10 protein-coding genes are annotated in these 11,894 nt (G+C 51.7%); 6 read left to right on the top strand and 4 right to left on the bottom strand.

The window, feature by feature from the left end:
* Positions 1-41: 41 nt before the first annotated feature.
* On the bottom strand, positions 42-1,871 hold the full coding sequence (locus QZT94_RS00595) for a phosphoenolpyruvate carboxykinase (GTP) (protein WP_072510514.1): 1,830 nt from the start codon (positions 1,869-1,871) through the stop codon (positions 42-44).
* Between the two features lie 538 nt (positions 1,872-2,409).
* Between QZT94_RS00595 and QZT94_RS00590 the strand changes: the two genes are divergently transcribed.
* From QZT94_RS00590 to QZT94_RS00570, 5 genes are all read left to right on the top strand, one after another.
* The gene (locus tag QZT94_RS00590) at positions 2,410-3,222 is read left to right on the top strand and encodes a hypothetical protein (RefSeq protein WP_296762719.1); all 813 of its coding nucleotides are present in this window, start codon (positions 2,410-2,412) and stop codon (positions 3,220-3,222) included.
* Positions 3,223-3,381: 159 nt separating this feature from the next.
* Entirely contained in the window at positions 3,382-4,374 is a 993-nt protein-coding gene (locus QZT94_RS00585) for a hypothetical protein (protein WP_296762717.1), read from the top strand.
* Positions 4,371-5,591, top strand: a complete 1,221-nt coding sequence (locus tag QZT94_RS00580) for a TadA family conjugal transfer-associated ATPase (RefSeq protein WP_270626068.1) — start codon at positions 4,371-4,373, stop codon at positions 5,589-5,591. The genes QZT94_RS00585 and QZT94_RS00580 overlap by 4 nt, the downstream gene beginning before the upstream one ends.
* On the top strand, positions 5,591-6,274 hold the full coding sequence (locus QZT94_RS00575) for a hypothetical protein (protein WP_270626069.1): 684 nt from the start codon (positions 5,591-5,593) through the stop codon (positions 6,272-6,274). Before QZT94_RS00580 ends, QZT94_RS00575 begins: the two co-directional genes overlap by 1 nt.
* A 2-nt stretch (positions 6,275-6,276) precedes the next feature.
* Positions 6,277-6,813 carry a hypothetical protein gene (locus QZT94_RS00570; RefSeq protein ID WP_072510518.1) on the top strand — a complete coding sequence of 179 codons (537 nt, stop codon included), beginning with the start codon at positions 6,277-6,279 and terminating at the stop codon, positions 6,811-6,813.
* Between the two features lie 3 nt (positions 6,814-6,816).
* Here the strand turns inward: QZT94_RS00570 and brnQ are convergent, their stop codons facing one another.
* Positions 6,817-8,298 (bottom strand): branched-chain amino acid transport system II carrier protein, encoded by a 1,482-nt coding sequence (gene brnQ / locus QZT94_RS00565; RefSeq protein ID WP_296762712.1) that lies wholly within the window; start codon positions 8,296-8,298, stop codon positions 6,817-6,819.
* A gap of 166 nt (positions 8,299-8,464) precedes the next feature.
* Here brnQ and QZT94_RS00560 point away from each other — a divergent pair, with 166 nt between their 5' ends.
* A complete protein-coding gene (locus tag QZT94_RS00560) occupies positions 8,465-9,157 on the top strand; it encodes a hypothetical protein (protein WP_072510520.1) in 693 nt (230 codons plus the stop codon).
* A 115-nt stretch (positions 9,158-9,272) separates the two neighbouring features.
* On the opposite strand, the gene rlmB is transcribed toward QZT94_RS00560, so the two are convergent.
* Both rlmB and cysS read right to left on the bottom strand, forming a co-directional pair.
* Positions 9,273-10,259, bottom strand: a complete 987-nt coding sequence (gene rlmB, locus QZT94_RS00555) for a 23S rRNA (guanosine(2251)-2'-O)-methyltransferase RlmB (RefSeq protein WP_296762709.1) — start codon at positions 10,257-10,259, stop codon at positions 9,273-9,275.
* A 10-nt stretch (positions 10,260-10,269) separates the two neighbouring features.
* Complete coding sequence (cysS, locus tag QZT94_RS00550; RefSeq protein WP_296762707.1) at positions 10,270-11,712, bottom strand: cysteine--tRNA ligase; 1,443 nt, start codon at positions 11,710-11,712, stop codon at positions 10,270-10,272.
* Between the last annotated feature and the right edge of the window lie 182 nt (positions 11,713-11,894).

The following is an 11,894-nucleotide window of genomic DNA, read 5'->3' as shown; positions in this document are numbered from 1 at the left end:
CCCCGCCCTTATAACTTAAAGAACTCTGTTAGCTAACAGAACTACTTTAGAGCCTGTAAGCGCTCACGCAGCTTAGCTAGCTCCTGCGAAATGGCCTTTGGCAGTTTGTCACCGAACTGAGAGAAATACTGTTCAGTATCGTCAGTCTCGGCTAACCAGGCATCAGGATCAATGGCATACATCTTGTCCCATTCATCCTTACCCAAATCCAGACCTTCTAGGTTGAAGTCCTCAAAACGAGGATAGTAGCCGGTCGGACCCTCGATCGCATCAACCTGACCAGATGCACGCCGCACAATCCAATCCAATACGCGAGAGTTATCGCCATAGCCTGGCCACAAGAAGTTGCCGTCCTCGTCCTTACGGAACCAGTTAACCTGGTAAACCTTGGGGAACTTTTCGCCCAGCTTATCCTGCATTTCTAGCCAGTGACCCCAGTAGTCAGCCATGTTGTAGCCACAGAAAGGCAGCATTGCGAACGGGTCGTGACGCAGGGAGCCAACCGCGCCCTCAGCGGCAGCGGTCTGCTCCGAAGCTACCGAAGCACCAATGAATACGCCGTGAGCCGGGGAATACTGTTCAGCAACCAACGGAACATTGGAGGCGCGACGTCCACCGAACAAAATAGCGGTAACCGGAACGCCCTCCGGAGCTTCCCAATCGGGGCAAACAATCGGGCATTGAGAGGCAGGAGTAGTGAAACGGCTGTTCGGGTGAGCAGCTTTCTCGCCAGACTCTGGAGTCCAATCATTGCCGTGCCAATCAATCAGATGTGCAGGGGTATCTCCGTCAATGCCTTCCCACCAGACGTCACCGTCATCGGTGAGGGCCACATTGGTGAAGATAGTGTTTTCCTTCATGGTCTCCATAGCCATCGGGTTGGTCTTGTACGAGGTGCCCGGAGCAACCCCGAAGAAACCAGCCTCCGGGTTGATAGCCCGCAAAGTTCCGTCCTCGCCAGGACGCATCCAAGCAATATCGTCACCAACGGTTTCAACCTTGTAACCCGGAATGGTGGGTTGCAGCATCGCCAGGTTGGTCTTGCCGCAGGCAGAGGGGAAAGCAGCAGTTACGTGATACTGCTGACCGTTCTTTTCGTCGGTTAGACGCAGAATCAGCATGTGCTCTGCCATCCAGCCGTCACGGCGAGCCATAGTGGAGGCGATACGCAGGGCGTAGCACTTCTTGCCCAGAAGGGCGTTCCCGCCGTAGCCAGAACCAAAGGACCAAATCTCGTTGGTTTCAGGGAAGTGAGTGATGTACTTTTCGTCATTGCAAGGCCAGGCTTCATCAGTCTCGCCCTCGGCAAGCGGTTTGCCAACGGAGTGAACTGCCGGAACCCAGGGGCGACCCTCGTTAATCAAATCCATTGCCTTAGCTCCCATGCGGGTCATGATTCGCATATTGCAGACCACGTAGGGGGAGTCAGAGATTTCAATACCCAGCTGGGAAATCGGGCCACCCAGCGGCCCCATGGAGAAGGGGATAACATACATGGTGCGACCAGCCATAGCACCATCGAACTTTTCGTTCAGGATTTTCTTCATTTCAGCCGGGTCATACCAGTTGTTGGTCGGACCGGCGTCCTCTTCCTTTTCGCAGCAAATATAGGTGCGGGACTCTACACGAGCCACATCGGAGGGAAGGGAACGAGCCAGGAACGAATTAGGACGCTTTTCGGGATTCAAGCGGGTAAACATCCCGGTTTCTACCATCAAATCGGTTAGGCGAGTCCATTCAGCTTCGGAACCATCACAGAACTCGATAGCCTTGGGTTTGGCCAATTCAGCAATCTTTACCACCCAATCAACAACTTCTTTAGGTGCGTTTGCTGGGGCAGCAGCCAGAATATCTTTCTCATTCACTGTCATTTAATAATGCCTCCTGCGGCAGTAGACACGGCAACACGTGGTTGCTCTTACTCTTCTATTGTCGGTCATAGTTCCCGCATTCTCTAGTGCGCAGCTCTAAAAGTTAGCCAAAATAGCTGTGACCTGACTCATAGAGTAGCTACTTTAGGCCGTTAGCCATGTTCAAAACCGGCTTTTAGTTAAAGAGACGCTCCCGCGCCTCGCTCACCCCTCTACGCACTCCGCAGCCTAAACCCTCCTTACCGCCTCCCAGCACACCCTCGACCAACCTCTTTCACTCTCAGCTTGCACCCCTCCCTTTCCTCCTCCCTAAGAACCCAACCTACGCAATCGGGGCAAACTACGCGATGAATCCCAGCCACCCAGACAAGTCCCCATGCGTCCTCCTAACCGTCTTTGTTCAAAACCGGTGACCTCCTAAAACTCCTATCGAGGACGAAGCCAGATTTAGCGCGCACAAAATACTCTTCTAGAGAGTTAATCGCGGCTTTGGCTAGCATTTGCGCCCTTTACACTATGATTAAAGGCGTAAGGAAAAGTGGGAAAAGGTATCTGGATTGGTACTTTGCATAAAGGGAGGCAGATTGTGAATCGTAAACGGCTCCTAGCCTTAACGTTGCTGCCTTTGGCGCTGATTCTTTCCGCCTGCCAGTCCTATACTCAAATGCAGATTTACGATAATGACACCTACTATTTCAGCACGCACCTGATGCAGCCCCGTACTGCGCAGGACATTAAATGCAAAGACCAGATTCCCGGGATTGAGGATTATCTCAAGACTGCACAAGTGACCATCACCGATAAATCCACTGACCAGCTTTCCGATTGCACCATTACCGTCAAGGCGCAGCATATTTCGCAAGCCAAAAAACCTTTTGTAACCATTAAACATGTTGGTGACAGCTATGTGGTCAAACTTGACCCGGTGCAGAGCCTAGATTTTTTGGATACCCAAACCGACCAGTTCAGTCTGTCGATTTCTTTCCCCGGTCCGGTTCTTAAAACTGACAGCTATTCCGGGGCGAGCATGAAAGGAAACACTGTCACCTGGAAAAACCCGCAAGTCTTGGTTAAAGGTTTTGAAGTGCGCGGGCAGGATCATCCGGGGATAACTATGAACCAAAAATGGGCAATCGGCTTCCTGATAATTCTGGTCATTTTGGGAACTTCATTTGTGGTCTTTCGTAAACATCCCCGTATCGCCCCGATTTGGAACAAGCTGACGCAGGGTTTGCGTTCTTTCGGTGATTTTTGCCGTAATCTGTTCTTCCGCGCTTTAAGCTACCTGGATTTGGGAAGCACTTCTAGCGGGAAACGCTCGAAGAAATCTAAACGCCGAGGACGCAAATAGGGTAATCCCCATAGTTACGTTTCCAACTGCTAATATCCCTGTCCCCAAGGGTAGATAATCCCGCACAATCCTGTAGAGATTCTCTGCACTTTTGCCCCATATAACCCGGAAATCCCAATCTTGGAGTTGCACCGGTAATCAACTAAATGAGGGTGGGCGATGTCAGCAGTTCTATCAACATCTGCCCGGCTGCCGCTGCCTGCGACCGCTTCCCCAACTTGTTTACTCTGGGGATTTCCACCTGCGCAGCTAAAGTTTCTATCGCAAATGATTTCCCTTGCCAGTTTTCGGGCTACCACTGTGGTTCTGCCTAAAAGTAGCCAGATAAGCCTAGCGGTTGCACCTCCTGAAGCTAACCTAGGATTTTTACCCCCTAAGCTAGCCGTAATTAGGGCAGATTTCTCTCACCATGCTGCGCCATTACCAGGGGTTTTCCAGCTTCCTTGTGAACTAAACTCTTTTTTAGCTCGGGTGGATTACCTTTGCTATCCTCCTAAAGCTAACTGCATTAACGTTTTCGGTTTGACAGCGGGTGCTGGCTGTTCTTCGGTTGCTTTCGGACTGGCTAACACTGCCACTAACTCGGTATATGTGGATGCTAGCAGCAGCGATCCCCAGGATTCTCCCTCCGGTTATTCTCCTGGGTTACGCCGTCTAGGTTTTCCCGCAATCCCTGAATTTTCGTCTATTAGTATCGAGGGTGACCTGCTAGTTTCGCGTCTAGGTCAGGTTTTACCTCGGGTAGGCAGAACTCGCTTTCTTAGCCTAGGCAGCCGAAATCCGCGACATATCGCCTATATAAGTTCACTACTTTCTCGTGCGTTTTCACTGGTTATTTGGGATTGGGGTCAGCTTAAATCTGAGGATTTAAGCCCGGGAGTTACTGGAAAGAACCTGGTGATAGCTGATTATCGCCACGCTTCAGAAAATCGCTACTACCTGCGCTTACTTCGTCAAACTGATGTGCTAATAGTTACTAACCGCGCCCCCAAGAAATTCTTTCTATCAAAATCAAGGTCAGGGAACCTCTCCTTAACTAACTGCCGCGAACTTAAACATATTCAACGGCAAGGTTTAGGGCTCGCCTGGACTGGTGGTTTCCAAAACCAGGTAACTCGGCTGCTACAAACGATTCTTGAGGACGCGCAATGAGCTCTTTTCAAAACCTGGGCTTGCGTATCCGTAACGCTCTTTTTACTTCTCCTGACCATGACGCCCAAAATCCTGATTTACGTCTACAAATCGCCGAGGGGCATTCCCCAGTTGAGGTAGTTCGCACCGGAAGTGCTCCTACTGCCGGAATGAGTCATCTAATTTCCGATTTGGCGAATATAAATGCGGAACTTGCTGGTTTTGGACCCCAGCTTGCTCCCTTGATTCAAGATCCCTCAGTCACAGACATTTTAATCAATGGACCATCTGAGGTTTGGGTTGATAGTGGCAGCGGTCTAAACAAGACTACACTTAACTTCGGCTCTGCTCCTAAGTTGCGATCCTTGGCAGTTAGATTAGCGGGGGCAGCGGGAAAACGCCTAGATGATGCGGCGCCGATTGCCGACGGCACGCTGCCTGGCGGGATTCGTCTACATGCAGTATTACCTCCCCTCGCGGTTCCCTATCCGGTTATTTCTTTACGTTGTCCCAGGGCAAGGGGGCTTAACTTTGGTCAGCTAGTTAAATCCCGAACCGTTTCGGCAGCATTAGTGCCGGTAATAACCGCGTTGGTTAAACGGCGTGCCTCCTGTTTTATCTCAGGCGCTACTGGCAGCGGGAAAACCACCTTGCTGTCTGCTCTGCTCGAAATGGTGCCTGCGAATCAGCGAATCGTGTGTATCGAAGAAGTATCTGAGCTTTTCCCCTCCCATCCTCATCTAATTCATCTGCAAGAGCGCCAAGCTAATGTGCAGGGAGCGGGAGCCGTTCCTATGTCGCAGCTGGTGCGGGCAGCTATGCGGATGCGACCTGACCGTATTGTTTTGGGGGAATGTCGAGGTGCAGAGGTTCGTGAGGTGCTGTCGGCGATGAACACCGGACATGAGGGCACCTGGGCTACGGTTCATGCCAATGCGGTCACAGATGTGCCTGCACGCCTGGTGGCACTGGGAGCCTTGGCTTTAATGCCGGAATCAACTATTGGGGCGCAGGTCGTGGCGGGAATAGATGCGTTTTTGCAGATTCGTCGCTGTAGCGAGCAGGGGAGAACCAGGCGCTATATTTCGGAGATTGGAATTCCCTTTTGGGATAGAGGACGGCTAGCTGCCGGTTTAGCCTTGCAGGTTAGTCCCGCCGGGAATTTACTGCGTGGGGAGTATTGGCGCGAGTTATCAGCGCTAATCGATATCAATCTTGAGAACCTACCGGAGGTATAATGAACTGGCAAACCACTACTTTTCTTGCTGTTTTATTGTTTCTGATGGCTTTACCTTGGCATCTGCCAGATGCTGTAAATCCGATTAATCCCACTCCTAAAAGCATTCTACTTACCGGGGTAGCTAATCTCTGCCAGCATTGTCGTTCCTCCTTTTTGCGCCGCTTTAATCCCAAACCTCAGCTGGCTGCGGCAGTAATTGAGGTAGCTAGCCGTCTAAATGCCGGGTCAGATTCTGAAAGTGCCTGGTTAAAAACTTTGCCTCGTCACGGCTTCGACCCTCCTGCCAGTGCTAATGCTAGCGATTTGGAGGCAGCAATTAAGCCCCATTTAACCAGTTGGGAAAGGAATTCTTTAACTGGTCTACTAGCTGCTGTGCGCTTTTCACAGGCGCTTGGCGCGCCCCTATCACAGGTACTCACCGGTTGCGCTGACTCGCTCACTGAAGCATCTCGCGCCGCCCGTGCCCGCAAAGTTGCTTTGACCGCACCGAAAACCTCCGCCCTGATACTCGGATTCTTACCTTTAGGAGGAATTGCTCTGGGTGTCCTCTTGGGAGCTAATCCCTTGGCAGCAATTTTTTCTGGTGGTCTAGCCACGATTAGTGCGCTGGGCGGGGTTATCGCCTTACTGTCAGGGATGTTTTGGATGTTTCGTCTAGTTTCCCAAGCTGAAAAGGCATAGTCATGTTTTATCTAGGCATCTGGTTTTTCCTGGGCGCTCTACCTTGGTTTTTACCGGAAAAACCCCAAAATGCCACCAGCGTAACCCCAAACGCCCCAAAACGGATTAGCACCCTCGACCCGGCAGTTATTCTAGATTTAGCAAGTGCGGGTCTAGCTGCTGGTTCTTCAATTCCACGGGTTCTTAGCGCCCTAGCTATTGCCTGTGAAGAGCCTCGCCTAACGCAGGTTTCCAAGGCGCTCCTATTTGGGGTGAGCTGGAATGATTCCTGGTCTTTACTGCTGAAAGAAAAAGCTAGTCCCGAGTGGGCAAGCTATTTATCTCAGGCGCTGGAGCCAGCCTGGAAAGATGGGGTTGCCCCTGATGCACTGCTAAAAGGAAGCGGAATCAGAGTACGTGCCAACCGTGAGCAGCGCGCTCGGCAAGCGGCTCAAAAGCTATCAGTCCACCTGGTAATTCCCTTGGGAATATGCCAATTACCGGCATTTATCCTCCTTGGGATAGTGCCGGTAATCTTGGCGGGACTGGAAAAAATCTAGCTGTTAGTTACTAGATTCTTTATTGACCCCGGTAGTTGCTTGACCGCCTTGGGTTTTCGCAACTTCGTCTAGCTCGTCCTCATTCAGCGCTAAACCGGCACTTACCAGCGACTGATTACGTTCCCTGGCCACCGCGTCATAGTCTAATTGGCTCTTCATTCGACCTTGGGCAATATCAATCACCAAACCGATAGCCAACATTAAGAACGAGGGAGTCAACCAACCCAAACCTAGGGATGCCATCGGGATAGTGTTATCAATCCATTGAGTAACTTGTGCAGCAACCTGTGAACCCTCAAACAGACCACAGGCAGCCTTTATCCCATCGAACAGACCGAATGCTGCTGCCACCCATACCGAAAGCCGGTAAGCCCAAAACATATGCCCCGGAATGAAAATATCCAGTAAACAGGTAACTACCAGCATGATTGTTATCGGGTAGCAGAACATCATTACCGGGATTATCGCATCCAAAAGTGACTTCAAACCTAAGTTTGCAATCGCTAAAGAAACCAGCACATGTAAAATCACCCAAACCGGACGAGATACCCGGGGGAATAGTCCCTGGAAGAACTGGGTTGATGCCTCGATTAGACCGATGGCAGTAGTTAGACAGGCCAAAATAGCAATTGCGCCCAAAACTATCCGACCGGTAGAACCGAACAGGTATTGGGCGGCAAATGCCAGACCTTCACCGCCATCTTTAACTTCTGGATTAAGTCGTCCTACCCGCGAACCTACCATCGACAAGCCGAAGTAGATTATCCCCAGGAAGAATGCTGCAATCACTCCCGAGAACGCAGTTACCTTGAAAAGCTGCCTGCCGGGCTGGAATCCTTTATGTCGCAAAGCGCGAATAATCACCACGCCGAACACGAAAGATGCAATCGCGTCTAGAGTGCCGTAGCCATCAAATACACCTTTCAAGGTGGGGTTAGAAGCATATTTTTCAATCGGAGCTGCCTCCGAGGGAGACATGGTGGCTACCGCCGCAATAATCATTACTGCCAACAAAACAAGCAGCGCCGGAGTGAGCAGACCGCCAATCCGGTCAAGCACGTTGCGGGGATTTAGACACAAGAAACCGGCGATTCCGAAGAAAACCAGGGTATAAACAAATAACCAAAGGTGCGAATCACCAGCAGCTGCCTGAAAAGACATGGAATAGGAGGCAGCACCAGTACGCGGAATCGCATATAGCATTCCGGTGGACAAGAAGATTAACCAGCAGTAAATCAATCCGGGATAGTGCGAGATGCGTTCAATAATCCCCAGCACCCCTGAAGATGAGGTTGCGGCGGCAATCATCCCTGCCATTGGCAGCAACACACCGGTAAGCATAAAACCAACAGTTGCCGGTACTTGCTCGACCCCGGATTCTACCCCGATCATTACCGGGAAAATCAGGTTTCCAGCCCCAAAGAACATGGCGAATAACGCCAGACCGGTCACCACCACACTGCGAACACTTGTTTTACTATTCATTCCTTGTATTCTCCGCTCTAACTTGTTAAACCTTTTTAGTTTTACCAAGCTCAGCTAGGATTCATAATTATCTTTCGCCATTTGATACTGCGCTAATATGTGTTAAGCAGTATTTTCGGTTTATAACTGTGCGCAGTTTTACAAATGAACAGGTGAGGTGAGGTGTTTGCAGATAGAAGCGCAGCTTTCTCCGCTAGATGAGTATTTTCAGCGTCTATCCGCTCTGCTCGCACCCACCCCTATCTTGCGCCGAAATCAAATAGTTAAAGCCGTACGCTCCACAGTTCGCGAATTAGAGGAAAGCGCTACCCTGCCTCGTCTCTACACCTATGAGCAGCTGGAAGCCTATTTGGGGAGCCCTGACCAGGTAGTTGCGATAGCGGAAGCTGATTTAACCGTAATTAAAGCCGGGAATGGTTTCCAGGTTATTCAAGCGGCAGATAGTATGGCTAATGGCGATTCCACCTGGGGAAAGGCTGCTGCCCGGGTTCGGATTGAGGACGCGGAGCTGCTACGCAAATACGGTGACCTGATGGGATGGGGTGAAAACACTCCTCCCGCCCCTGTAAAACCAGATTACATAGATACCAAACTGGAATCTTTAGTTAAGTCACCGCGTGCTCGCCACGGACTCTTCACCTACTTTTTACCTATAGCTTTCGGTATTTCTTCTATCGCTACCGCACTGTTCGTACCCCTCGGGTTTTTCCTGGGAATATTTGGTCTGGCAGTGACGATTTATTTGTGGCGTAAACACGTTCGCCCAGTTTGGCCACGAGTGTTTTGTACTTTAGCGGCTCTATTTGCAATCGTTTGTACCCTGGTGGCAACTTTACGTTTGCTTGGATACGGTTCTTAAGCTGGCAATTTTTAACCCGCAGTCCCTAGCAGACCCCGCAGCCCTTAACAACTTGCCTGATGGCAGGAAGCTGTCTTCCGTGTCGTGTCGCGCCTTTGTTTTAGCTTTCGCGCCCCTATTTGGCTGCCGCTTGCCTGCGCAGCGCCGCTACCTCGGATAATACAATTCCGGTCGCTACCGCAGCGTTTAAAGATTCAACTTGGGAGGAAATCTCGATTCGGGTAAGCAGGTCGCAGTTCTCTTTTACCAAACGGGAAATCCCGTCGCCCTCAGCTCCGGTTACCAGTGCTAATGGCCCGTCAGCCAAGTTAGATTCGCGTACCGAGGACGTGCCAGCGCCGTCTAGTCCCATTACGAAACAGCCGCGCTCTTTACATTGGTTAATGGCGTTCACCAGGTTAGATACTCGCGCAATCGGTAGGCGTGCCGCAGCTCCGGCGGAGGCTTTCCAGGCGGTTACGTTCATAGTGGCACTGCGTCGCAGCGGAATTACTACCCCACTGGCGCCAAAAGCTGCCGCGCTACGCACAATAGCACCCAGATTGTGAGGATCGGTAACCCCATCTAATAGGACGATTAACGGCGGGGTAGCGTTGTTTTCGGCATTTTCAAACAAATCTTCTAAGTCGCTGTATGCAAACTCGGGAACTTCTATCGCTACCCCTTGGTGAACCGCTCCCTCGGTAGCTAAGTCCAAGTCAGAGCGGGGGACTTCCACAATTGGGGAGCCTTGGGCACTTGCCTTGGAAAGTAGGAGGGATAGTTTCTTATTCGCCGCCAGATTTCCTGCCACAAACACCCGGCTAACTGGCATATCTGATTGCAGAGCCTCTAATACCGGGTTACGTCCCGCAACCAATTGGTGACCGCGGCGCACATGGATTAGGGAACGTTTAGCGCGCGCCTTGCGTTGAGCTGCCTGTGTTTCTTCGCGGCGCTCTTTTTGGATACGGGCGCGATAGGCGGCGTGATAAGGGCGATTTTCGGCTTTTGGGGTTGGTCCTTTCGCCCGTAAACCGCGTTTAGGTCCGCCACTTCCTTTGGGAGCAGCTTTCTTGTCGGTGCGTTTTAGTCTTCCGTGATGATCTCCGCGAACTGCCATATTACAAACCTTAACTTAAATACCAGGTGGAGCCAGCAGCTCCGTCCTCTATTACTATTCCGGCCGCGCTTAAGCAATCACGAATCCCGTCCGCGCGCGCCCAATCCTTTTCTTTACGTGCCTGAAGTCGCTGTTCTAGCTGTTCAGCTACGAGCTTTTCCAAAGCAGCAGTGGCAGAATCACTACCCCTGTCTGTTTCCCGCCACTGCTCCGAGAGAGGATCGAGCCCCAATATCTCTAGCATGGCGCGAATCTGGATGGCTACCTTTGCGCCCTCGGCAGTTTTCCCGGCTTCAAACGCAGTATTAGCTTGCTTAATTTTCTCGTGTATCACCGCTTGAGCAGCCGCGATATTTAAATCATCGTCCATAGCTTCGCAAAAAGCCTCCGGGAGGGAGGTCACTGCTAACTCTGGGGCACTGACCTCAGCAACCTCGGGAGCAGCCTGGGCAAAACGCGCCAGGGAGGAAGCAAACTTATTCCAAGTTTCGCCCGCCTGTTCCAAGGTTTCCGGGGAATACTCCACGGTGGAACGGTAGTGGGTAGTCCCTAAGGCTAACCGCAACACCGCAGCCGGCGTGGTTTTCAAGATTTCCGAAACCACCAGGGAATTCCCCAGCGACTTCGACATTTTCTCACCCTTAATAGTTACCCAGGCGTTATGCATCCAGTATTTTGCGAATGGCCAACCGGCACCGTGAGATTGCGCCTGTTCATTTTCGTGATGGGGGAAACGCAGGTCAATGCCGCCCCCGTGAATATCGAAAGCTTCGCCCAGATAGCGCCGTGACATTGCCGAGCACTCTAAATGCCAGCCGGGACGACCTTTACCCCAGGGGGAATCCCATTTAGCAGTATCCGGCTCGCCAGGTTTTGCGGCTTTCCAGAGGGCGAAGTCCCGCGGATCGCGTTTGCCCGCCTCGGTTTGGTTATCAATTTGGCTCTCGTCCTCGGTGGTGCGCATATCGGAGAGCTTTTGCCGGGTCAGCGAGCCGTAGTCTTTGAGGGATTTAACATCAAAATAGACGTTTCCATTCCCATCACTATAGGCGTGACCGGCATCTATGAGACGCTGGGTGAGGGCGATTTGTTCGGGAATCTGCCCGGTGGCGCGCGGTTCATAGGTGGGAGGAAGCACCCCGAGGGCGCGATAGGCGGCCGCGAACTCCTGTTCGAAGCGGTACGCCCATGCCCACCAGGGCCAGCCAGCCTCGGCGGATTTATTCAAGATTTTGTCGTCAATATCGGTAACGTTACGCACATAGGTTACCTGGTAACCGCTGCGGCGCAGCCAGCGAATCAGCACGTCAAAGGCAATCGCCGAACGCACGTGTCCTATATGGGGAGAGCCTTGCACAGTTGCGCCACATAAATAAATGCCCACGTGTCCGGCTTTCACCGGTTCAAAGTCCACGATGTGGTGACGGGCAGAATCATATATCCGAAGGCTCATAGCCCCATGGTATCGGCAAGCAGCCCTAGGGTAGAACTTTGTCTGCCCGGTTTCCTAGAACGCTTCCTCGCCTTTTCCGCTCTCTCAGGTTTCATCTACCGCACCATGGCTACCAACTCGAGGGCAAGATAGATAAACTCGGATAGTAAGTGTGCAAGGCTGCCGGGTAAATCTAGCCAGCA

Origin of the sequence: Varibaculum sp., assembly GCF_008661855.1 — a bacterium.
GTDB classification, from domain to species: domain Bacteria; phylum Actinomycetota; class Actinomycetes; order Actinomycetales; family Actinomycetaceae; genus Varibaculum; species Varibaculum timonense_A.
The sequence above is the reverse complement of the archived record's forward strand: the minus strand, read 5'-3'. Positions and strand labels throughout refer to the sequence as shown.